The following is a 22,077-nucleotide window of genomic DNA, read 5'->3' on the forward strand; positions in this document are numbered from 1 at the left end:
CACCGCTTTCGCGAACAAGCCCGCTCCCACGGTTTTTTGATCGCGGCAGCTCACAGGTTTTCCACAAATCAGCTACCACCAACGTCTTGATCCTGTGGATCAAAGGTAAAGACAATTCCGTCTGTTGCGGCCAGATCCACGCGCACAATTGGCAGGTAGCGTCCCGTCTTCTGGAAGTAATCTTTCTGAAAGAAAACAGCATTGGGTTTTCCACTGAGCTCGACGTAGAAGAAGGCTTCGAGAGGAAGTTGCTCTGGAATATGTTGTGGCCAGTTCGCGACGATGATTTCATTGTGAACGATCCGGTCAGCGGCCTCCATGAGTGCTCTGGCCCTGATGCTCACTGCGAACGGTATCGTCTCTCCCGTGAAGCTGCACGCCGCCAGCTTATTGGCTTGTGCGTAAAAGTGCGTTCTCCATTGGTGTTCGGTCGTAATGCCTTGTTCCGCGCACGGTCTGCTGGTTTGTGGTGATCCTGAGTGCTGATTACAGCTATTGGAACGAAAAATAGTGGCTCCATCGTAGGGGTAAGAGCAGCGCACCGTGAGTGGGTAAGCGGTTGGGGCGGCCAACTCTTTCATAATCAAACCCTGGTTTCGGGCCCTGGAGAGCACCGGCAAATGTACATCCGCCCGCATATACGAAAACGAAACACCATCGCGCTCTATGGAACCAGGGCTTGGATTCCAGGCATGGAAATCCGGTGAGGCGTCAGTCATTCGAATCAGCACCCCGTTGCAGTTGTAAGCCGGCGTATCGCCGGGACAGGCCGCTGCGGTATCGGCATACCGGGCATTGAGCTTCGACGCTACCTGATAGCCAATGTACAACTGGTCCTGTTGGTTGAAACCGAAAACTCCATCGTCTGCCCGGTTCAGATCCATTCGCAGGATCGGCAACCAATCACCGGTGGCAATGAAGTAGTCGCGCTGATCCTTTTGTGCACCCAGTAATGACCCCGTTTGTGTTGTGTCATAAAACAGGCCATGCAGAGGCATCTGTTTGGGGACCTGAGCGTCCCAATTCTTGACCAGCAGCAGGTTCGGCCTGGCTGACCACGCGGTGTCGATGAGCTGGTGGGCGACGAGGCTTGCCTTGAATTGTGCAGGCTCGTCGCCGCTCAGTGAGCATTGTCGCTCGGGCTGCTGGTTCTGTTGCTGGAAGTGTGCAAGCCAGCCGAGCGCGTCGCTGATGCCCAGCGCGGCGCATGAGCCGGGGGCTTGCGTGGCGTTTGTCACCGCTGACAGACCGCAGCCGTGGTCGGGGCGATCACCTGAAAGGGTGAGTTCGAAGGGGTAGGCGCACAGCACCTCAAGGGATTTGCCATGGGCAATGGCGGTGAACGAGTCGGTAAAGATCCCTCCGTTTTTCTGCGTCATCACCCGGATGCCAAGATCGGACCGCAGGTAGGTGAAGCTTTCCGCACCTGATTGGGCGGACACGCTTGCGTGTTTCCAGAACTGTTCGGTGCCTTGACTCGCGCGAACCAACACACCGCTGCAGAAGTAAGCCGGGTTGTTGCCCGGGCACTGGGTAACGGTATATTTGTAGCGGCCATTGAGTAGTTGCGCGACTTCGGGGCCGGTGATGGCGAACACCGGGCAACTAATGAACAGCAGGGTGAGCAATACGACATGGGCAAAGGAAAGGATGTTGCGCATGACGTTGGCTCCTGAAGTTTCAGTATTCGTTTCTACACCGCCTGTTCAGACACTTCGTAAGCGGTGGCCGGCGCTTCGTACGAAACCTTGCCGCGCAGGTCGCCCTGAACCGAATCGCTGTTGCCGCCGGCCTCGGCCAATCCCCAGACAACCACATGTCCGTCGGCCCTGATACGTCCTATCCGAAAGCTCACGATCATCACCGGACAGGAGAGAAATTCCACGTGATCACTGCTGATCTAAATGAGTCAGTTACCCTTTTCGACATTCAATTCAGCTTGGCTAAATGTTCACCACCGCGAGCGAGCTCGAAATAAATGAGTCATCCAACTCCCAAGGATCACGGAAATTAAAAGCTCGTCCAACTCGGATGACCAGATGTCTATTCTCCTGGCAGGTAAGGTTGGCAAGTCCCCGTGGCGACGGAGTAATCCCCTCGCCACGGAAGAGGGTAACCCTTCACTGTTCTTGATTTTCTGGCACGACCGTCAGCTCAGCACTTGCTTCGACAAGTTCGCTGTAAAGCTCGGTGGTGGCTGCGTCTAGCTGAGGCGCATTACGGAGGCGGAAACCCCATCCCGCCGCATTGCCAAGTTCGAAAACAGGTCTTGTGGCCACGCCGAGTATATTTTCAGCGGTAACAAAGTGCACCGTTAGTGTTCCCACATTATGTGGGAACGGGTCGTGCCCACTTACCCGGCCGGCGGCATATATGAGCTGATTAGCAGTGTTCCAGATAGGGTAAAGGTATTCGTTTTTATTTGGAAACCTGCGGAGAATCGCCTCGCGCAACCCTGTAATTTCGGAAGGACGTGGCACCACGGGATTCAATTGATCTAGCGACCACGTATATAAAACTACACCCGTGGCGTATCCACTACGACTCTCAATCTCATATTTGTTCGAGACCCGAACCTCGTAGGAGGCCCATTTCTTGTTAGCGTCGATCACGGTGATCAAGGTGCGGCCATTGCGTAGCCCGGTCACAAGTCCATCAGCACTTACAGTCGCTATAGTATTGTCCGCCGAACTGTACCCAAATGGCGCACTGCCTCCGTCTGGGGTTCGGCGGCGTTGATTTTCAGGGCCGTAATTGCTGGTCTGAGTCCACGGATCAGTAATATGTTCCGCGAGAAATACCTCCACACCGTTAAGCTCCATCAGACTTTGGTCAATGGGCAGATGGTCATCCGAGGCGCCCGTAACAGTCGCTGTGGCCGTTTTCGATTCCCCCACGTTTGTGCCGTTTCTGGATAATATGTATGACACCAGCACCGTACTATCCGGGATCACCTTGTCATTCGGGACCTTAACGACACAGGGGGTTTTTTGCCCCAACTCATCTACTTCAACGTTGCCCGTCACGGGGAAGCTGTCATCCGGCTGGTCGGTGACTTTCGTTAAGTAGGTCGCTGTGATCGTGTCTCCAGGCCAAAAAACGGGGTCGTCGGTCAAGATGATCAGCGATAAGGGATTGGCTCCCAGTTTTTCCAAGTCGATGACGCTGGGATCGTCATTCGCCTCGCTGAGGACTTCCCGTGGGATAGGTTTCGGCAGTTGCCCCCGGCCCAGATGAATATCCAGATATTTGATCGACGACCGGTTGGAGTTGCCCAACTGATCGAGCACCACGAACTCCACCAGGGTATTGGGGTTATCGCCTGCCTGCTGGAAAAAATTGGTGAAATAGGTCTTCACCTCTGGTACCGAAGCGTCGGCGATCTCCCATTCATCAGTCGTATCACCCAGTAGAAAGCGAATGTGATCGAAGGGGCGCCGGTAGCTGTAGTCAAAACCGAACGCCACGCCCTGCGCCGCTCGCTCGCCACTGATCCCATCGCTGATTACATCGGGTGGAATCACCAGGTCCAGGCCTTCCGGCGCGGGTTCGCCCGGAGCGCGCAGGTGATACAGAACATTCAGATCTTCCGAGTCCTCGCCGCCGCCACTGGGACGGGTCACTTTGTAGTGCAGCCGGTTGACGCCTTGAATCAATCGGCCGTGGGGCACGTACAAGCGGATGCGATCGTTTTCCTCGCCTTTTATTATCGTCGCGCCTGCCACGGGAGTGGATTCGTCATTGACGTACAAATCGACACGATCATCCGCCTGCATTGTCCAGACCCGACGCTGGGGGTCGGGCTCGGGTAATGGATCGATCAGGCATTCGAGGCCCCGGGTCTGGCCGTCGTAAAGACTTTTGGGGATACCACCGTGGGCAAGGTCGACCGGCTTCACCGGTGTCACCCAGCCTGGAATCATCACAGGAACCAAATTCGCTAACGTCTTGGAGGGCGTATCCATCATGTTCTCCTGGCAGGTGCGATTTCCGGGGCTTTGGGGGACGCAGTTATCAAACTCCAGAGGGACGGAACTGGCTACTGTCAGAACTAACAGGTGCGTGGTTCTTTAAGACAAATGGTGGGGTTGCAACAGAGCCACGGGGCAAACCCACCAGTCCCGTTGAGAAGAGGGCAGGTTTGCAAATGCTTTTTTGTGGCGTGGTGTGAGGGCTAGCGCGGGTCGACGTTATCCAGCGCGCGGTTCGCCAGCAATCCGCTCAATTCGATCAACTGCTGGATGCCCAGCGCGACATGTCGTCGCGAGCCGTCCAGCTCGAACGCCAGGTCACTGACCATGGCATTGGCCGAAGCCAGAGTTTCGCTGAGGTTGGCGAGCAGGCATTCGGTGTCGACGCCGTTGACGACGGTGAAGATCTGGCTTGGATCCGCCTCGGGTTTGGTCGGTTTGGGTTTGAGGTAGTAATCGAGAGCGCGTTCGGTGGCTTCGGCGAATGCTTTTGAATCGAGGGGTTCGCCTGGGGATGTCGAATCGGTGTCCGGTGGGTTGGGTGTTGGTTTGAACATGGTGAAGCTCCTATGGGGGATAGAGCCACCAAGATCTGTCGCTAAACAGATAGGGTGGCGGCTGCAGCGGGTTAGCGAACCGGTCATAGGCACCCGGCAGACTCGAAGGTCTCCCACATACAGCCGCCATAACGTAGTTGCAGTTAAACCTGCAACGAAGCATGGATGCTGTGTGCCTAGAATGATCCGGGTCGCTAAACCCGATCGCTGATTTATCAGCGACCGGGAAACAATAGAGCCCGGTCCCCAGGCGCACAAGCCGGCGGATTCTGGCGCAGTTGTAGGCAATGGCGCAAGGCGGCGTAGCCCCTGGCTGGCAACGTCCTACACTCAAACTTATATTCCGTCAGCGCGGGTTCTACGCGTTGTGTGCTCGCCGCACGGTTACAGTTTTCTGATTGCCGGGAGGACCTCCGAGCCGTGGTGAGTAGCTTCGGCAGGGTTTGTCGCATTTAGCGGAAAGGCCAAGGCGTAGGGGCCGGGTGCTCCATCCGATGTCCAATACCAAGTGAGGGGCCAGCCCAATGCCTCGGCTACGGATCCTTCAGATGGGTAATAGATTCCCCAAAACCTTTTCATTTGAGCGAGATCAAGGTGAAGTTCCAGTGAGGGCCGCACAGCTGAAAAGTCCGGGTCCCACCACATTCCATCGACTCGCTCGACGAGCCGGACACCTGAAAAGGTGATCAGGTAGGAAGCAGCACGGTCATCTTCATCAGTGGCTGTTATCCGCGCCGAGCCATTTCCCGCTGCTCGCACAAGTCCTGACTCCGCATCCACAAGGGCAACCTGTTCGTTCGAGGATGTATATCGATAGGGAGGAACGCCTCCCGTAGCCGTACGCGCATAGGTTGCGGTTGCATCATCGGGGGGCATCCTGGGTGGCCGCCCACGCACGATAAAATAATCCGACGTGGCTTGGCTGTGGTCCTGCCCGAAGTTCAGCGGTTCCACCACAGTGAAAGTGTAAGCGGCAGATTCCGGATTGTTACCGTAGAGCGCCTTGGCGGTGAAGCTGTGGGCGCCGACGTCCAAGCCGATAACGGCATGGGTCCAGATACCGCTGCCGTTGACCAGGGCGATGCCTTTGGAATCCATACGGTCAAAAACTTCCACTTGATCTTTAACCGCGGTGCCCCTGAGCATGACGGCAGTTTCCACGGTGCTTGAGCCATGAGGAATCTCAACGCCTTTTCCATCCTCCACAGAGGTGATCTGCGGCGGAGCAAATCGGTTAAGGTGAATATCCAAACGCTTGGTTGGCGACCGGTTGGAGTTGCCCAACTGATCGAACACCACGAACTCCACCAGGGTATTGGGGTTATCACCCGCCTGCTGGAAAAAATCGGTGAAATAGGTCTTCACCTCTGGTACCGAAGCGTCGGCGATCTCCCATTCATCAGTCGTATCACCCAGTAGAAAGCGAATGCGATCGAAGGGGCGCCGGTAGCTGTAGTCAAAACCGAACGCCACGCCCTGCGCCGCTCGCTCGGCACTGATCCCATCGCTGATTACATCGGGTGGAATCACCAGGTCCAGGCCGTCCGGCGCGGGTTCGCCCGGAGCGCGCAGGTGATACAGAACATTCAGATCTTCCGAGTCCTCGCCGCCGCCACTGGGACGGGTCACTTTGTAGTGCAGCCGGTTGACGCCTTGAATCAATCGGCCGTGGGGCACGTACAAGCGGATGCGATCGTTTTCCTCGCCTTTTATTATGGTCGCGCCTGCCACGGGAGTGGATTCGTCATTGACGTACAAATCGACACGGTCATCCGCCTGCATTGTCCAGACCCGACGCTGGGGGTCGGGCTCGGGTAATGGATCGATCAGGCATTCGAGGCCCCGGGTCTGGCCGTCGTAAAGACTTTTGGGGATACCACCGTGGGCAAGGTCGACCGGCTTCACCGGTGTCACCCAGCCTGGAATCATCACAGGAACCAAATTCGCTAACGTCTTGGAGGGCGTATCCATCATGTTCTCCTGGCAGGTGCGATTTCCGGGGCTTTGGGGGACGCAGTTATCAAACTCCAGAGGGACGGAACTGGCTACTGTCAGAACTAACAGGTGCGTGGTTCTTTAAGACAAATGGTGGGGTTGAAACAGAGCCATGGGGCAAACCCACCAGTCCCGTCTAGAAGAGGGCAGGTTTGCGGATGTTTTTTATGGGGAGGGAAGTGTGTTGCTAGGGCGAGCCCATACTCAGGGCTTATGCAGGGTTTTTTGCTTGAGGATATAAACCGTCACCAGCACCGCACTGGTCAGCATGAACGCCCGCGCCCAAGGCAGGGGCACCAGGTAGCAGGACAAGAGGATGCTCGCCCACATCAACCCGATGGCGTAGACCTTGCCCTTGAGTGGGATGCCGTTGCCGCTGAGGTAATCGGCGATCCAGGGCCCGAGCCGCGGATGGCCCACCAGCCAGCGGTAGAAGCGTGGCGAGCTGCGGGCGAAGCAGGCAGCCGCCAGCAGCAGGAAAGGGGTAGTGGGTAATACCGGAATGAAGATGCCGATGACCCCCAGCACCACACTCAGCCAGCCGATGGCCAGCAGAGCGTAACGCAGGATCAGCGGGCGCTTGCCGAGGGGCGCGGGCACCCGGTGGCTCAGTGGTGGCGCGGCTTGAGGATCGCCGGTTTCTCGTCGGGTGCGTTGCACAGCAGGTACAGGGCAGTGAGGGCTTCCGGGATCTGTACGACCATGTCGTCCATCAGGTTCGCGTCGGCAGCGATGTCGGAAAACTCCGGTTGTTCGTCGAACAGGCCGGAACCGACCATGATCGGCAGGAGCATTTCGCTGACTTCGTCTTCGGCGGTTTCGAACCAGGCGGCTTCACGCAGGAACACGCCTTCCATGAAGCCGATGCACCAGCCACGCAGTTCCGAATCGTCCGGGTCATCGCCCAGGTCCAGCTCGCATGGCAATTCGAATTCTTCGTCGGAAGCCAACTGACGGGCGATGTGGGCCTTGAGCAACACCAGCGTGGTTTCGATGACCTCACGCTCGGCATCGTCGGCGTAATGCGGCTCTTCGGCGAACAGGGCATCGATCCACTCACGCTCCGGCACCTGTTCGGAGCAGATGGACAGGGCGGTCAGATAGCCGTGAGCGGCCACGTAATCCAGCGCTTCTTCGTGCAGCTCATCGGCGTCGAGGAAGACTTGCAGGCGGGTCAGTTGCTCAGCGAAGGACATTACAGGCTACCTTGGGGAATAAACAATGCGGGAATTCTAGGCCTTCTTGAGCGCCCAGGCCAGCCGCGTGGTGTATTTGCTTCGACTTGGGCGCACGGGCAGGTCGCGATACCTGTAGGAGCTGCCGAAGGCTCGGGCCGCGTTCGGACGATCTTTTGATCTTGATCTTGATCTTTCGTCTCTCGACTCAATGGACAGTGGAAAGATCGCAGCCTCGTTGCACTCGGCAGCTCCTACAGGGCGCATAGCGTGCAATCGCCTATTTGATCACCTCTTGTCAGCAGCGCCCTTTGCCGTGAAGGCCTCGGGTATACTGCCGCGTTTTGTGATGCCCTGCGGCGTCCTGGCGTTTCGAAACGCGCACTTACGATTTGCCGGTGCAGCGTGTTTGAATCTGAACCAGCCTTGCAGGGATGTTTCGGTGATTTTTGGAGTTTTTATGCTCGAACAGGCTCAACGCGTCCTCAAGGACATCTTCGGCTACGACAGTTTCCGTGGCCGCCAGGGTGCCATTATTGAGCGCGTGGCCAGCGGCGGCGATGCCCTGGTGCTGATGCCTACCGGCGGTGGCAAATCCTTGTGCTTCCAGGTGCCGGCGCTGTTGCGCAACGGCCTGGCGGTAGTGGTCTCGCCGCTGATTGCGTTGATGGACGACCAGGTGGCGACCCTTGAAGAGCTGGGGGTTGCCGCCGCTTCTCTGAACTCGACCCTCAGCGCCGAGCAACAGCGGGACCTGGCGGCGCGAATCAAGCGCGGCGAGATAAAAATGCTCTACCTGGCCCCGGAACGCCTGGTGCAGCCGCGCATGCTGGCGTTCTTGCAGAGCCTGGAAATTGCCCTGTTTGCCATCGACGAAGCCCACTGTGTGTCCCAATGGGGCCACGACTTCCGTCGCGAGTACCTGCAACTGGGGCAACTGGCCGAACTGTTTCCCGACGTGCCACGCATCGCCCTGACCGCCACCGCCGACAAACGCACCCGCGAAGAAATCGTCGAGCGCCTGCATTTGCAGAACGCCGAGCGCTTCCTCTCCAGCTTCGACCGACCCAACATTTTCTACCGCATCGTGCCCAAGGAACAGCCGCGCAAGCAGTTGCTGGCGTTTATTGCCGAGCGGCGCAGCGACGCCGGCATCGTTTATTGCCTGTCGCGCAAAAAGGTCGATGAAGTGGCGGCGTTTCTCTGCGAGCAAGGCTTTCCGGCATTGCCGTATCACGCCGGCCTGCCCAATGACCTGCGGGCCTACCATCAGAAGCGCTTCCTCAATGAAGAGGGCCTGATCATGGTGGCCACCGTGGCGTTCGGCATGGGCATCGACAAGCCCAACGTGCGTTTCGTCGCGCACCTGGACCTGCCCAAATCCCTCGAGGCGTATTACCAGGAAACTGGTCGCGCCGGCCGTGATGGTTTGCCAGCCGACGCGTGGATGGCCTACGGCCTGCAAGACGTGGTGATGCTCAAGCAGATGCTGCAGAACTCCGAGGGCGACGAGCGCCACAAGCGTCTTGAGCAGCACAAGCTCGACGCCATGCTTTCGCTGTGCGAAGAGACCCGTTGCCGGCGCCAGACCTTGCTGGCCTATTTCGACGAAGACATGCCCCAGCCTTGCGGACATTGCGACAACTGTGTCGACGGCGTGGAAACCTGGGATGCCACCGAACCGGCCCGCCAGGCGTTGTCGGCGATTTATCGCACCGGCCAACGCTATGGCGTGGGGCATCTGGTGGACGTATTGCTGGGCAAGGACAACGAGAAGGTGCGCAGCTTTGGCCACCAGCATCTTTCGGTGTTCGGTGTGGGCAAGGCACGCACGGAGAGTGAATGGCGTTCATTGTTCCGTCAGCTTGTGGCCCGCGGGCTGGCCGATATCGACCTGGAAGGCTACGGTGGCCTGCGCCTGAGTGCCAGCTGCCGACCGTTGCTCAAAGGCGAGGTCTCCCTCGAACTGCGCCGTGATCTCAAACCGGCAACGGCGATCAAGAGCAGCAAGAGCCAGGCCAGCCAACTGGTGCGCGGCGAAGAGCGGGACCAGTGGGAAGCCTTGCGCGCCTTGCGTCGCAAGCTGGCCGAAGAGCATGGCGTGCCGCCGTATGTCATCTTCCCCGACTCGACGCTGCTGGAAATGCTCCGCAGCCAACCGACCTCCCTGGCGGAAATGGCCCGGGTCAGCGGCGTGGGCGCGCGCAAGCTGGAGCGTTACGGTGAAGCCTTCCTCCAAGTGCTGGGCGGCGAGGCCGAAGTGCCGAAAGCGGTGGCCGATGTTCGTCACGAATTGATCACCCTGGCCCGCGCTGGCATGACCCCGTTGCAGATCGCCGGGCAACTGCAATGCTCGGAAAAGAACGTGTATACGATGCTGGCCGAGGCCATCGGCAAGCAGCAGTTGTCTTTGGAGCAGGCGTTGGATTTACCCGAGGAATTGATGGGCGAGGTGCAGGATGCATTTCTGGATGGCGAAGGCGAGTTGCCGCCAGTGTCGGAAATTTCTGCGTTGTTTGTCGGTCGGGTCCCAGAGGGCGTCCTGTATTGTGTCAGAGCTGCGTTGCAGTCTGAATTTGAAGTCTGATCAGTGAGTTACGGTCCTTTAACGATTCACTACAGGGGAAACCTTGCCTGAATCCAAAGCTCATGCTTAGCTGACTAATAATTAGTTTTTCTCTATTTCAGATCTGATGAGTTTTTTTATGCCGTTAACCGATCAACACCGTTTTGGCATGCAGTTGGCGCAAATGTCTCGAGGCTGGCGTGCCGAGCTGGATCGTCGCCTGGCCGGGTTGGGTCTGTCTCAGGCCCGCTGGCTGGTGCTGCTGCACCTGGCCCGTTTCGAACAGGCGCCGACCCAGCGTGAACTGGCTCAGAGTGTCGCTGTCGAAGGCCCGACCCTGGCCCGGTTGCTCGACAGCCTGGAAGCTCAGGGCCTGGTGCAGCGTCAGGCCGTGGCCGAGGATCGTCGTGCCAAGAAAATCGTGCTTTGTGCACCGGCGTTGCCGCTGATCGAACAGATCGAAACCATTGCCACGCAGCTGCGCCGCGAGTTGTTCGAGGGAGTCGATGAAGCCGACATGCGCGTGTGCATGCGGGTCCACGGCACGATTCTGGCCAATCTGGAAAAATCCTGAGGCATATCCTGCGGGTCAGACTTTTTGAGATTCGGCGGTTCGCGAACTATAACCAGTACTTAGGCGCTCAGTCTGGTAATCAAAAGGGATGCCCATGCTTGTAAGTTTGCAGTCCACGTTGCGCAGTTGGGTCAACGTGTTGGTCGTCGTGGCAGCCATGGGGTATCCGGCGTTTGCATCGGCGCTGGGGCTTGGGGAGATCACCCTCCATTCCGCCCTGAATCAGCCGTTGCGTGCCGATATCGCCCTGGTCGATGTGACCGGGGTGAGTGAAAGCGATTTATCGGCCAGCCTGGCGAGCCCGGACGATTTCAGCCGTGCCGGCGTGGAGCGGGTGTTTTTTCTCAATAGCCTGCGCTTCACGCCAGTGCTGCGCGGCGAGCGCAGCTACATTCGGGTGACCTCCAGCAAACCGGTGGAGGAACCCTTCCTCAATTTCCTGGTGCAGCTCAACCAGCCCAACGGGCGCCTGCTGCGCGAATACACCGTGTTGATCGACCCACCGGGCACGCCGGGTATCGTGCCGGCCCGGGACGAGCCTTCCGCCACGGTCCAGGCAACGCCTGCGATCAAGCCGCCTGCGGCTACTCAAGGCAAGCGCTATACCGTCGTGCAGGGAGACAACCCCTGGTCCATCGCCAAACGCCTGCATGACGCCGGCAGCAATGCTTCGGTCAATGAGCTGATGCAGGGCATCCAGGCCCTGAACCCCGGCAGCGAGCGGCTCTCCGTGGGCCAGCGTTTATTGCTGCCCGATTCTGCGGTGCTGCCATCAGCGACAGAAGCGGTTGCGGCCCCGGCCGCCGCCGAGTCCGACGAGCAACTGGCCGCCAGCGTGCTGCAGACCGAGCAGCAACAAAAAACCATCGAGCAACTGCAGGCGCTGCTCCAATCCCAGGACGAAGAAATCGCGAGTCAGCGCAAGCAGATCAGCGAGTTGCAGACACAACTGGCCGAGGTCACGCCGGCCCCTGCTGAATCTGCGCAGCCGGAGTCGGTGCCTGCCGCATCAGCCGCATCACCCGCGCCGGCAGATCAAGCACAACCCGTCACAGAACCGGTCCCGGAACCAGAGGAGGGCATTAACTGGTTGTGGATGACGGCGCTGGTGGGGCTGTTGGGGTTGCTGGGGTTATTGCTGTTCCTTCGTCGACGGCAGCAAGAACAGGCCGAAATGGAGCCCATACCCGAGCGTCCTGAACCGATGCTTGAAGACGACAGCCCAACCTATGCGTCGACCGCCGATACGGAGCAGCCCGAGGCCGCCACATCGTTCAGTAACGGTGATGCACCTTTGGGGGACGTGCTGGAAGGAGTCGGGATTTACCTGACCTACGGTCGTTTCACCGAAGCGGCGGGATTGCTGCGCGCCGCGTTGCTGACGGAGCCCGCGCGTACCGACCTGGGCCTCAAGTTGCTGGAGGTGCTGGGCAAGCAGGGCGATACCATCGGTTTCCAGGCCCAGGAACATCATTTGTTGGCGCAGGGCATTGATGTCAGGACACTGGAGGAGATCCGCGGGCGTTATCCGAAGGTCGCCGCGGTCGCCGCGCCCATGGTGACAGAGCCTCAGCCGCTGGCGCCGCTGCCTGACGCCGTCCCTGTGTCCAGTGACGAGTTCGAGCTCGATCTGGATGCGCTGTCCATGGAAACCAGTTGGGACCTTGCCGAGCCCCCGGACAGTGCCGCTGAAAAAACACCTGTTGCACCCGAAGGCTTTGGGGACTTGTCGCTTTCGAGTTTCGACGAGCCGGAGCTGCAGTGGAGCGCACCGTCGGAAACCGAATCGCTGGACGATGCATTTCTCGACGGGTTTGCCGATGAAGAACAGTCGCTGGAACTGGAACCGATGGCCCTCGAACCTGTTCGCCAAGAGCCTCAGGTACCGGAACACTCCGACAAGCTGGAGCAGGCGCAGAATTGCATTGATGATGGCGATTTGAAAACCGCCGTCGCACTGCTGGAAGAGTTGCTGGAAGAGGGCAACGAACCCCTCAAGCAAACCGCGCGGGTGCTGCTGGCGGGGATTCGCTGAAGTCCTTTATTGATCTGAACCTACCGGCCCCTTCGCGAGCAAGCCCGCTCCCATAGGGGGGTACGGTGAACGCCAATGCTGCGCCCGACACGAAACCAATGTGGGAGCGAGCCTGCTCGCGATAGCGGCAGCACAGTCGACGTCATTGCAACTGAACCACCGCGATCGCGAGCAGGCTCGCTCCCACACAATAGCTGTTGCGGATACAGGGGTGTGTCTACGCCTCCCCTTGGTTTGTTGCATGGCCATCAAAACGTCTGCCCCAGATTCAGATACACCGCCTGTTCATCATCATCGTTAAACCCATAACTGAAATTCAGTGGCCCCAGTGGCGTATCAAACCCCAGGAAAATACTGGCGGCATTGATGTAGCCGCTGTCGAACTCATTGTCGTTGTTCCACGTCCGGCCCCGTTCCAGGGAGCCGCCGATGTACAGCGGGAAATCCAGCGGCAGGTAGGCTCGCGGTGTGAGCCTTCGGTAATACACGGCGCGCATCAGGCTCATGTTCTGCCCGGATATGCCGTCTTCGCGAAAGCCCGACAGCTGCCGCGCACCGCCGAGTACAAAGCTTGAAGTCACCACATCGGCGGTGTCCAGGGTACGCCCGTAACGCCCGCCGAGGATGAAGGTGTCCGGGCCGCGGCTCAGCGCTTTGTCCAGGTTGAGTTCCCATTGGCGGTAACGCTGGTCGGAACCCAATCCCGGCTCATACTGGCGCCAGGTCAGGCCGATATCTTCGCCTTCATGGGGGAAGTACACATTGTCGAAGGAGTCGAATGAATACTTCAGGTCGTAGAAGCCTTCATTGAAGCTTTCGCTGGGCTGGTCATGATCGCCAATACGTACATCTGCCTCGCCCCAGGCTTGGCCGACACCGAAACGGATTTCGCCGCTGTTGCCGATCTGCCGGCCCAGGTTCAAGCCGAAGCCATAACGCTCGACGCGGTACTGGGCCACCGGATCGTTGTCCAGGATGGACTCCACGTTGCGGGATTCGAATTGCCCGTAGGGGGCGATGAAGTAGCGCGAACCGACATCCAGCGGCTGGTAGAACTCGCTGTACAGTTCCTGCTTGCCGCCGATCTGCGCCCGGGTCAGCCACTCCGCGCCCAAGCGGTTGATGCCATTGACCCGATAGCTGGCGCCGAGGTTGTAAGCGCTGTCGCCGCGCATGTCGTCCGACAGGCTCAACCCCAGCCGCAGGTAATCGGTGCCGGTGCGTTTGCCCCGGGCACTGATGACCAGCGTATGCTCCGGGGCCTTGTGCACGACGCGGTATTGCACCTGCTCGAAGTAATCCAGCCCGTACAACGTGCCCATATCGGTCTGCAAACGACCCAGGTCCAGTGGCTCGCCGACTTGCTGGCGAACGTAATAGCGAATCACATCGTCGCCGACTTTCGAGTCGTTCTCCACGCGAATGGCGGTGATGACCGGTGTGCGCTCACTCGGGGTGCGCGCCGCCATGAGTTCGGGGTCGGCCGGTTCCGTGGGGCGCAGGTGCGCCAGGCGAGCCTCGAGTATTTGGGTGGCACGGTAACCGGCGTCGATCATCTCCTGGGCACGGCCAAAGTCTGTGGCGCCGAAGCTCGCCAGTGCCGGCTGGATCAGCACATCGTCTTCTCTGAGCGTTGCCAATTGTTCTTCGGAGTTGCGCCGGGTCATCAAGGTGGTCGACTGGTTCAGGACGTCGATCACCGTGACCAATTGCTTGCGGGTGCTCAGCGGGGTGCCGATGTCCACCACGATGGCCATGTCCACGCCCATTTCCCGGGCCACATCCAGCGGGATGTTGTCGGTCATGCCGCCATCTACCAGCAATCGGCCGTCCAGTTCCACCGGCGCGAACACCGCCGGGATCGACATGCTGGCGCGGATCACCTTGGGCAGGTGGCCCTTGCGAAACACCACTTTCTCGCCACTGGCGATGTCGGTCGCCACGGCGCGAAACGGGATTGGCAGTTTGTCGAAATCCCGGGTGTCGCTGGCGTGGGCCAGCAGGCTTTCAAGCAGCAGGGCCAGGTTCTGCCCCTGGATAACGCCCAAGGGCAGGCCGAGGCTGCCGTCGTCGCGAAAACTCAGTTTCTGTTTCACCAGAAAGTCGCGGTCATCCTGCTTGCGCCGGAACGGCACATCCTTGCGCGGCGGGGCGTCGGACAGGGCCTGTTGCCAGTCGATGCCCAGGGCGAGTTTTTCCAGCTCGTCGATTTTGTAACCCGAGGCATACAGCCCACCGATCACTGCGCCCATGCTGGTGCCCGCGATGGCGTCGATCTGGATGCCTTGCTCCTCCAGAGCCTTGAGCACCCCGATGTGGGCCAGGCCCCGGGCGGCGCCGCCGGACAGTACCAGGCCGACTTTCGGATGCGGCGCCTCGACGACGGGCTCGTTGGCATGGCCGAGCAGGGGCAGCAGTAACAGGAGCAGGCAAGGCAGCAGGCGGCGCATCGTCAATCTCGGGGCGGGCGATCAAAGGCAGGTATTATAGCGATGCCTTTGCCCCCAGGAGTTCCCCCGCAATGACCGCACACAAACCGGAAGTCGTCATTACCTATTGCACCCAATGTCAGTGGCTGCTGCGCGCCGCCTGGCTGGCTCAGGAGCTGCTCAGTACGTTTAGCGACGATTTGGGCAAAGTGTCTTTGGTGCCGGGCACCGGTGGGGTGTTTCACATCAGTTGCGATGGCACGCAGATCTGGGAGCGCAAGGCCGATGGTGGTTTTCCCGAGGCCAAGGTTCTCAAGCAGCGGGTCCGCGACCGGATCGACCCGGAGCGGGATCTGGGCCATAACGACCGGGTTCAGTGAGACGTGGCTTGGGCCCCTACACCCGGTTTCTGTGTGCCGCCACTGAGTTGGCTCGACACCACGATCGCAACGATGATCAGCGCGCCACCCAGCAGCATGCGCAATGTGGGATTTTCATCGAATAGCAACCAGGCCATGGTGATGCCATAGACCGGCTCCATGGCAAACACCACCGCCGCCGTGCGGGCCTTGATCACCGCCAGGCTGGCGACGAACAAGCTGTGGGCCAGGCCGGTGCAGAACACCCCCAGCAGGGCGATCCACAGCCAGTCGACAGGGCGCACGTCAATCAGTTGTGGCGCTGCCATTGGCAACAGGCAAAACCCGACCACCAGGTTCTGGCACAAAGCGGCCTGTACCGGCGGTACCCGTGTGGAACCGGCGCGGTTGACCAGCGAAAGCAGGGAGAACAGCAAGCCCGAAAGCATGGCCCACAGCAGGCCGGTGGTGGCGCCGCTGGCCAGGTCGAAGTGCGGTGTGACCAGCACCAGGCCGATGCTCACCAATACCACCAGCAGGATTTCATTGACGCGGATCCGCTCGCGGAAAATCACCCCTTCGAGCAGCACCGTGAAGGCCGGGAAACTGGTAAAGCCCAACGTGGCGATCGCCACGCCGGCGACTTTCACCGCGATGAAGAAGCTCACCCAATGGCCGGCGAGCAATAGCCCGCCCAGCAGCAAGCGTCGAACGTCCTGTGCGTGGAGCTTGTGCCAGCGGGCGCTGCTGGCGAAACGGGCAAAAACTGCCAGGGCCAGCACCGCGAATACGGCGCGACCGAACACGATGACCGCTGGTGAGGCGGCGGCGAGCTTGCCGAATACACCGGTCAGGCCAAACATGAGTGCGCCAATGTGCAGGGCGCCGAGGGCGGTACGGGGAGTCATTGCGATCCTTGTCCAACGGTTGAGCGTCAGGGTATTGAACCCGTTACCGGCCGTTCTTGTCTGTCGCGATCCTAGCGTTTTTTAGCGCGAAGCTAGCGCTGGCGCCGCAGCTTGCCCGGTGAAGCGCCGAATTCGCGCAGCACTGCAGCGGCAAACGCACTTTGCGAGCTATAGCCGACCCGGTGGGCAATTTCACCGATGGGCAGTTGTGAGTCACGCAGCAGCCCTACCGCCTTGTGTAGACGGCGGCTGCGGATGTAGTCCATCGGGGTTTGCCCGCATTCGGCGACGAAACGTGCATGCAAGCGGGCACTGGAGAGCCCGGCGACCTGGGCCAGGTCCGCTACTTGCAGCGGATAAGCGGCGTACTGGTCAATGTGGGCGTTGAGCGCCGCATAGGGCAGGCGCCGGCCACCGATTGTGTCCTGACCAGAGCCATTGAGGCTGGCCAGGAGCAGCACCGCCCCTTGTTGGGCAATCAGTGGGTCGTCCACCGGGCTGCCCGCCAGCCAGTTGACCAACTGGCTTTGCCCCGCATCCAGGGGCCTGCGAGCGGTATTGTCGAGCAATCGGCGGCTGGCGTCGGCGTGATCACCCAAGGCTTGCCCGATCCAGTCATCGCCCGGCACATCCAATACCAGGCAACGGCTGCCACGGGGGCTGCCGCAGGCGTGATGGGCGCCGGCCGGTATCACCACGAAGCTCTGCTGCACGACCTGGCTGCCACAACCTTCGACCTCGAAATCCAACAGGCCGGACAACCCGAACACCAGTTGGGCGTGGTCGTGGCTGTGGACAATCAGGTCGTGGCTGTACTGGCGTAGCGTGAGGATCGGTCTCATCTCGGTCTCCCGGGGCAGGCCGTCAGCATACACCGAGGCCACGACGCTTCGCGCTGTCATGTAACGGACTTGTGTTTGTCATGGGGTATTAACCGCAGGCAGGCACAGTGGCTAAAACGATCAGAGGGTTGCCCATGACCAGCGCCGAGCTCGCCAGACCCAGCCGCAAACAGCGTGTTCGCACCCTATGGATTTCCGATGTGCATCTGGGCACCCGGGACTGCCAGGCCGAGCATTTGTCGCAGTTTCTCAAGGGCTACCATACTGACAAGATCTACCTGGTGGGTGACATCATCGACGGCTGGAAGCTGCGCGGCGGGATGTACTGGCCACAGGCTCACACCAACGTCATTCGTCGCTTGCTGACCATGAGCAAGCGCGGCACCGAGGTGATCTACGTCACCGGCAACCATGACGAGTTCCTGCGGCGTTACTCCAAGCTGATTCTGGGCAATATCCAATTGGTGGACGAAGCGGTGCACGTCACCGCAGACGGCCGACATTTGCTGGTGATCCACGGCGATCAGTTCGATGTCATCACCCGGTACCACCGTTGGCTGGCATTCCTGGGCGATTCGGCCTACGAGTTCACCCTGACCCTGAATCGCTGGCTCAACCATTGGCGGGCCCGTTATGGCTACGGTTACTGGTCGTTGTCGGCGTACCTCAAGCACAAGGTCAAGACGGCGGTCAGCTTTATCAGTGATTTTGAAGAAGCCATCGCCCATGAATGTGTGAAGCGTGAGCTGCACGGCGTGGTGTGCGGGCACATCCACCATGCCGAGATGCGCCGGGTGGGCGAGGTGGAGTATCTCAATTGTGGCGATTGGGTCGAGTCATGCACGGCGCTGATCGAGCACTGGGACGGGTCGATCGAGTTGTATCGGTTGGCCGATGCCCAGGCGCGGGAGGCGCAGTTGAAAGCACTGAAAGTCGCCGAACCTGCTTGAACCCGTAGGAGCTGACGAGTGCAACGAGGCTGCGATCTTTTCCTGCCGCTTGAGTCTCAACCGAAGCTTCAAGATCAAAAGATCGCAGCCTTCGGCAGCTCCTACAGCAGGCGTTTGATGTCTGTCAGGCCGGTGTTTCAGCCATCGCCGCCTTGTAGATCGACTGCTTCGGCACAGCAAACAGCCTTTCCAGCATCGGCTCGAAGAAACTCAACGGCAGGGTGTCGTACTCGGCATCGAACGCCGCGGCGTCGTATCGGGCGCAGAAATCAATGGTCGCCTGGTATTGGGGATGCGCTTTGAATTGCTCGCGCAGGTGCCGGTCCATGCCCAGGTGGTGGAAGAAGTAATAGCCCTGGAACATCCCGTGTTTCTCCACCATCCACAGGTTTTCGGCGCTGACGAATGGCTTGAGGATGGCGGCGGCAATGTCCGGGTGGTTGTAGCTGCCCAAGGTGTCGCCGATGTCGTGAAGCAAGGCGCAGATCACATATTCCTCGTCCCGTCCGTCACGATAGGCACGGGTGGCGGTTTGCAGGGAATGGGTCAGGCGATCCACCGGAAAACCGCCGAAATCGCCGTCCAGCAACTTCAAATGGGTCAGGATCCGACCCGGTAATTGCCGGGCATAGGTGCTGAAGTCGGCGGCGATGATTGCCCAGTCTTCCTCAGTACCGTCCTTCATGTGGGTAAAGCTCGCTTGAGAGTTCATGGGCAGTCCTTTGAGCGTGGCTAGAACGCGACCTTGCCCCGCAGCATGTCGCGGTACATGACAAAATCGCCGAGCAGGCTGTAGAACGGGTGCTGGAACGTGGCGGGACGGTTCTTTTCAAAGAAGAAATGCCCGACCCAGGCAAAGCCGTAGCCGGCAATGGGCAAGACGATCAGCCACCAGGCGTTGCCGACGATCAGAGCCAGGGCAACAATCAGGATGACCAGGGAGGTGCCGATAAAGTGCAAGCGCCGGCAGGTGCTGTTGCTGTGTTCGCTGAGGTAATAGGGATAGAACTCAGCGAACGTATTGAAGCGTCTGGTGTTTTCCACGACTGCGGGCTCTGTGGTTATTGTTCTGTTGATTCTGGGCGACCAACGGTTTGATTGAAGTCTAGAGCGATCACTTGCAACGACCAGTGACAATGGGCGCCACTTTAGTATCCTTCGCAAATCCAGCCGTACCCTGCGGCTCGTCATGCAAGTAAAACGTCATGAGCGAACGAACGACTTCTTCAAGCTGGGCGATGGGGATTGTCAAGGCACTGGAAATGGACGGCCTGGATTGTCGGATGCTGTTCAAACAGCTGGGGCTGGACTATGACGCGCTGGAAGATCCGGATGCACGTTTCCCCCAGGATTCGATGACCCGCCTCTGGCAACGCGCTGTGGAGTTGTCGGGCAACCCGGCCATCGCCTTGAACATGGGTAAAGTGGTGCGCCCGGCGTCGTTTCACGTGGTCGGGTATGCCTTGATGTCCAGCCGCACGCTGGTCGAGGGTTTTCAGCGGCTCGTGCGTTATCAGCGGATCATCGCTGAAAGCGCCGACCTGAGCTTTCGTCAGATGGAGGGGGGCTACGGATTGGTGCTGACTGTGCATGGCGATCACCTCCCGCCCACCCGTCAAAGCGCCGAGGCTTCCCTGGCCTGTGCGCTGGCCATGTGCAACTGGTTGACCGGACGCACGCTGCACCCGATGAAGGTGTTGTTCCAGGGCGCCGAACCGGTTGATCTGGCACCTTATCAGCAGGCGTTTCCCGCGCCGCTGGTATTCGGCGCGCCCTACGACGCGTTGATCTTCGAGCGTAGCGACATGGAGGCGCCGTTACCCACCGCCAACGAGGCCATGGCGCAGCTCCACGACCGGTTTGCCGGTGAATACCTGGCGCGTTTTTCCGAAAGCCGCGTGACCCACCAGACCCGCCAGGTATTATGCCGGCTACTGCCACGGGGCGAGCCTAAGCGTGACGTGGTGGCGCAGACGCTGCACCTGTCCCAGCGCACCTTGCAGCGACGCTTGCAGGAAGAGGGCACCAGTTTCCAGAGCCTGCTCGATGACACCCGCCGCGAACTGGCCGAACAGTACCTGGCGCAGCCGGCCCTGACCCTGCTGGAAATCGCCTATCTGCTGGGCTTCGCCGACCCGAGCAATTTTTTCCGGGCCTTTCGACGCTGGTTCGACACGACGCCCGGCGAATACCGGGCGCGGTCAAACGGCCAGGCTGGTCAGTGACGCCAGAACGCCGGGATACACAGCACGAACACGGTGATGATCTCCAGTCGGCCCAGCAGCATGCCAGCCGACAGAATCCATTTGGCCGCATCCGGCAGCGGGGCAAAATTGCCGGCCGGGCCGATGGTCTCGCCAAGCCCTGGGCCAACGCCGGACACGGTGCTGGCGGCGCCGGTCAGGGCTGTCATCCATTCCACCCCCAATAGCGAGAGCAGTAGGGCGATCACGCAGATGGTGATGGCGAAGAAGAACGAGAAGGTGAGAATCGAGCGCACGATTTCTTCGTCGAGGCGGTGGCCGTTGTACTTCTGTTTGATCACCGCGCGCGGGTGAATCAGTTGCTTGAGGTTGGCCCTGAGCAGGATGTAGGCGACCTGGAAGCGGAAGATCTTGATCCCGCCGGCCGTCGAACCTGAACAGCCACCGATGAACCCCAGGTAAAAAAACAACATCAGCGAGAAATTGCCCCACAGGCTGTAGTCCCCCAGGGCGAAACCGGTGGTGGTGACGATCGACGTCACGTTCATCGCCACGTGCCGCAGGGCCTCCAGCCAGTGCAGGTCGGTAGTTGCCCAGTACCATGTGCCCAGCACCACCCAGGTCACCAGCAGCACCGCCAGCAGGCCTTGGACCTGCTGGTCCTTGATCAGCGCCCGGCGATTGCCCCGCAGCGTTGAGACGTACAAGGCAAATGGCAGGCTACCGAGAATCATGATAACGATAATGACCCAGTGCACCGCCGGCTCGGTCCATTTGGCCAGGGATTTGTCCGACGTCGAGAAGCCACCGGTGGAAATCGCCGACATTGCATGGTTGATGGCATCGAACAGGCTCATCCCCGCCCACCACAGTGCGAGGGTGCCGAGAATGGTGATGCCCACATAGGACGCCACGATCAGCCGCGCCACCATGTGGGAGCGGGGCATGACTTTCTCTGAGCGGTCGGAGGATTCGGTCTGGAACAGCCGCATGCCACCGATGCGCAACAGTGGCAGGATCGCCACCGCCATCGCGATGAAGCCGATCCCGCCGAGCCAGTGCAACAACGACCGCCACATCAGGATGCCAGGGGACATGTTATCCAGGCCGCTCAGGACCGTGGCGCCGGTGGCGGTGATTCCGGACATGCTTTCGAAGAACGAGTCGGTATAGCTGATGTGCTGGGTCAGCAGGAAGGGCAACGCGGCAAAGATACACACCACCAGCCAGCTACTGACGGTCAGCAGGTACATGTCCCTGGGGCGCAGATGCACGTGTTCCGGGCGTCCGGGCAGGACCAGGGCCAGGCCGGCGACAAAAGTGATCATGCTCGACCAGAGGAACGACGGCAGGTCGTTGGTGCGCTCGAAGATCAGCAAGGTGGCCATGGGCACGACCATGGAGATCGCCAGGGTGATCAGGAAGATGCCGATGATGAAACCAATGATCCGTAGGGTCGGCAACGCCATGAAGTCCGCTCGGGCTGAAAGGGAAGGGCGTCATTCTACCCGC

18 protein-coding genes and 1 pseudogene are annotated in these 22,077 nt (G+C 59.7%); 6 read left to right on the forward strand and 13 right to left on the reverse strand.

The window, feature by feature from the left end; all coding sequences use genetic code 11:
• Positions 1-68: 68 nt before the first annotated feature.
• The 7 genes from BM132_RS20445 to BM132_RS20470 all read right to left on the reverse strand — a co-directional run bounded on the left by BM132_RS20445 (position 69) and on the right by BM132_RS20470 (position 7,719).
• Positions 69-1,661 (reverse strand): hypothetical protein, encoded by a 1,593-nt coding sequence (locus BM132_RS20445; RefSeq protein ID WP_092458323.1) that lies wholly within the window; start codon positions 1,659-1,661, stop codon positions 69-71.
• A gap of 32 nt (positions 1,662-1,693) precedes the next feature.
• Positions 1,694-1,885 carry a hypothetical protein gene (locus tag BM132_RS28210; protein WP_143092374.1) on the reverse strand — a complete coding sequence of 64 codons (192 nt, stop codon included), beginning with the start codon at positions 1,883-1,885 and terminating at the stop codon, positions 1,694-1,696.
• Between the two features lie 235 nt (positions 1,886-2,120).
• Positions 2,121-3,965 (reverse strand): Ig-like domain-containing protein, encoded by a 1,845-nt coding sequence (locus BM132_RS20450; protein ID WP_092458326.1) that lies wholly within the window; start codon positions 3,963-3,965, stop codon positions 2,121-2,123.
• Between the two features lie 209 nt (positions 3,966-4,174).
• Positions 4,175-4,528 carry a DUF6124 family protein gene (locus BM132_RS20455; protein WP_092458329.1) on the reverse strand — a complete coding sequence of 118 codons (354 nt, stop codon included), beginning with the start codon at positions 4,526-4,528 and terminating at the stop codon, positions 4,175-4,177.
• A 384-nt stretch (positions 4,529-4,912) separates the two neighbouring features.
• Positions 4,913-6,499, reverse strand: coding sequence for an Ig-like domain-containing protein (locus BM132_RS28215; RefSeq protein ID WP_143092375.1), 1,587 nt, complete (start codon positions 6,497-6,499; stop codon positions 4,913-4,915).
• Positions 6,500-6,727: 228 nt separating this feature from the next.
• Complete coding sequence (locus tag BM132_RS20465; protein ID WP_092458332.1) at positions 6,728-7,123, reverse strand: YbaN family protein; 396 nt, start codon at positions 7,121-7,123, stop codon at positions 6,728-6,730.
• Positions 7,124-7,131: 8 nt separating this feature from the next.
• A complete protein-coding gene (locus BM132_RS20470; protein WP_092458335.1) occupies positions 7,132-7,719 on the reverse strand; it encodes a UPF0149 family protein in 588 nt (195 codons plus the stop codon).
• Positions 7,720-8,158: 439 nt separating this feature from the next.
• Here BM132_RS20470 and recQ point away from each other — a divergent pair, with 439 nt between their 5' ends.
• From recQ to BM132_RS20485, 3 genes are all read left to right on the forward strand, one after another.
• Positions 8,159-10,285 carry a DNA helicase RecQ gene (recQ, locus tag BM132_RS20475; RefSeq protein WP_092458338.1) on the forward strand — a complete coding sequence of 709 codons (2,127 nt, stop codon included), beginning with the start codon at positions 8,159-8,161 and terminating at the stop codon, positions 10,283-10,285.
• A gap of 118 nt (positions 10,286-10,403) precedes the next feature.
• The gene (locus tag BM132_RS20480; RefSeq protein ID WP_047226202.1) at positions 10,404-10,838 is read left to right on the forward strand and encodes a MarR family transcriptional regulator; all 435 of its coding nucleotides are present in this window, start codon (positions 10,404-10,406) and stop codon (positions 10,836-10,838) included.
• A 94-nt stretch (positions 10,839-10,932) separates the two neighbouring features.
• Positions 10,933-12,873: a FimV/HubP family polar landmark protein gene (locus BM132_RS20485; protein ID WP_092458341.1), complete on the forward strand. Its 1,941-nt coding sequence runs from the start codon at positions 10,933-10,935 to the stop codon at positions 12,871-12,873.
• Between the two features lie 248 nt (positions 12,874-13,121).
• On the opposite strand, the gene BM132_RS20490 is transcribed toward BM132_RS20485, so the two are convergent.
• A complete protein-coding gene (locus tag BM132_RS20490; protein ID WP_092458344.1) occupies positions 13,122-15,323 on the reverse strand; it encodes a patatin-like phospholipase family protein in 2,202 nt (733 codons plus the stop codon).
• A gap of 71 nt (positions 15,324-15,394) precedes the next feature.
• On the opposite strand from BM132_RS20490, the gene BM132_RS20495 reads away from it, so the two are divergent.
• Positions 15,395-15,682: an Rdx family protein gene (locus BM132_RS20495; RefSeq protein WP_092458348.1), complete on the forward strand. Its 288-nt coding sequence runs from the start codon at positions 15,395-15,397 to the stop codon at positions 15,680-15,682.
• On the opposite strand, the gene BM132_RS20500 is transcribed toward BM132_RS20495, so the two are convergent.
• Together BM132_RS20500 and BM132_RS20505 are read right to left on the reverse strand one after the other, a co-directional pair.
• Complete coding sequence (locus tag BM132_RS20500) at positions 15,676-16,569, reverse strand: DMT family transporter (RefSeq protein ID WP_092458351.1); 894 nt, start codon at positions 16,567-16,569, stop codon at positions 15,676-15,678. The two genes, BM132_RS20495 and BM132_RS20500, sit on opposite strands and share 7 nt — an antisense overlap.
• 92 nt (positions 16,570-16,661) lie before the next feature.
• Positions 16,662-17,411, reverse strand: coding sequence for a helix-turn-helix transcriptional regulator (locus BM132_RS20505; RefSeq protein WP_092458354.1), 750 nt, complete (start codon positions 17,409-17,411; stop codon positions 16,662-16,664).
• Positions 17,412-17,545: 134 nt separating this feature from the next.
• On the opposite strand from BM132_RS20505, the gene BM132_RS20510 reads away from it, so the two are divergent.
• On the forward strand, positions 17,546-18,361 hold the full coding sequence (locus tag BM132_RS20510; protein ID WP_092397479.1) for a UDP-2,3-diacylglucosamine diphosphatase: 816 nt from the start codon (positions 17,546-17,548) through the stop codon (positions 18,359-18,361).
• Between the two features lie 124 nt (positions 18,362-18,485).
• Here BM132_RS20510 and BM132_RS20515 read toward each other — a convergent pair whose 3' ends face one another.
• Positions 18,486-19,073, reverse strand: a complete 588-nt coding sequence (locus BM132_RS20515) for an HD domain-containing protein (RefSeq protein WP_092458357.1) — start codon at positions 19,071-19,073, stop codon at positions 18,486-18,488.
• A 20-nt stretch (positions 19,074-19,093) separates the two neighbouring features.
• On the reverse strand, positions 19,094-19,405 hold the full coding sequence (locus tag BM132_RS20520) for an Mpo1-like protein (RefSeq protein ID WP_092458360.1): 312 nt from the start codon (positions 19,403-19,405) through the stop codon (positions 19,094-19,096).
• A gap of 161 nt (positions 19,406-19,566) precedes the next feature.
• Here BM132_RS20520 and BM132_RS20525 point away from each other — a divergent pair.
• A pseudogene (locus tag BM132_RS20525) lies at positions 19,567-20,623 on the forward strand (AraC family transcriptional regulator).
• Here BM132_RS20525 and BM132_RS20530 read toward each other — a convergent pair.
• Complete coding sequence (locus tag BM132_RS20530) at positions 20,580-22,034, reverse strand: TrkH family potassium uptake protein (RefSeq protein WP_092397485.1); 1,455 nt, start codon at positions 22,032-22,034, stop codon at positions 20,580-20,582. The pseudogene BM132_RS20525 and the gene BM132_RS20530 overlap by 44 nt on opposite strands.
• Positions 22,035-22,077: the final 43 nt, after the last annotated feature.

Origin of the sequence: Pseudomonas sp. NFACC45, from assembly GCF_900113505.1 — a bacterium.
In the GTDB taxonomy this organism is placed as follows: Bacteria; Pseudomonadota; Gammaproteobacteria; order Pseudomonadales; family Pseudomonadaceae; genus Aquipseudomonas; species Aquipseudomonas tehranensis.

What these genes read in the sequence shown, in the direction of transcription:
- BM132_RS20450 (WP_092458326.1), bottom strand. Translation starts at nt 3,965, where the DNA reads ATGGATACGCCCTCCAAGACGTTAGCGAATTTGGTTCCTGTGATGATT.
- BM132_RS28215 (WP_143092375.1), bottom strand. Translation starts at nt 6,499, where the DNA reads ATGGATACGCCCTCCAAGACGTTAGCGAATTTGGTTCCTGTGATGATT.
- recQ (WP_092458338.1), top strand. Translation starts at nt 8,159, where the DNA reads ATGCTCGAACAGGCTCAACGCGTCCTCAAGGACATCTTCGGCTACGAC.
- BM132_RS20510 (WP_092397479.1), top strand. Translation starts at nt 17,546, where the DNA reads ATGACCAGCGCCGAGCTCGCCAGACCCAGCCGCAAACAGCGTGTTCGC.
- BM132_RS20505 (WP_092458354.1), bottom strand. Translation starts at nt 17,411, where the DNA reads ATGAGACCGATCCTCACGCTACGCCAGTACAGCCACGACCTGATTGTC.
- BM132_RS20445 (WP_092458323.1), bottom strand. Translation starts at nt 1,661, where the DNA reads ATGCGCAACATCCTTTCCTTTGCCCATGTCGTATTGCTCACCCTGCTG.
- BM132_RS20530 (WP_092397485.1), bottom strand. Translation starts at nt 22,034, where the DNA reads ATGGCGTTGCCGACCCTACGGATCATTGGTTTCATCATCGGCATCTTC.
- BM132_RS20480 (WP_047226202.1), top strand. Translation starts at nt 10,404, where the DNA reads ATGCCGTTAACCGATCAACACCGTTTTGGCATGCAGTTGGCGCAAATG.
- BM132_RS20470 (WP_092458335.1), bottom strand. Translation starts at nt 7,719, where the DNA reads ATGTCCTTCGCTGAGCAACTGACCCGCCTGCAAGTCTTCCTCGACGCC.
- BM132_RS20485 (WP_092458341.1), top strand. Translation starts at nt 10,933, where the DNA reads ATGCTTGTAAGTTTGCAGTCCACGTTGCGCAGTTGGGTCAACGTGTTG.
- BM132_RS20490 (WP_092458344.1), bottom strand. Translation starts at nt 15,323, where the DNA reads ATGCGCCGCCTGCTGCCTTGCCTGCTCCTGTTACTGCTGCCCCTGCTC.
- BM132_RS20455 (WP_092458329.1), bottom strand. Translation starts at nt 4,528, where the DNA reads ATGTTCAAACCAACACCCAACCCACCGGACACCGATTCGACATCCCCA.
- BM132_RS20495 (WP_092458348.1), top strand. Translation starts at nt 15,395, where the DNA reads ATGACCGCACACAAACCGGAAGTCGTCATTACCTATTGCACCCAATGT.
- BM132_RS20500 (WP_092458351.1), bottom strand. Translation starts at nt 16,569, where the DNA reads ATGACTCCCCGTACCGCCCTCGGCGCCCTGCACATTGGCGCACTCATG.
- BM132_RS20515 (WP_092458357.1), bottom strand. Translation starts at nt 19,073, where the DNA reads ATGAACTCTCAAGCGAGCTTTACCCACATGAAGGACGGTACTGAGGAA.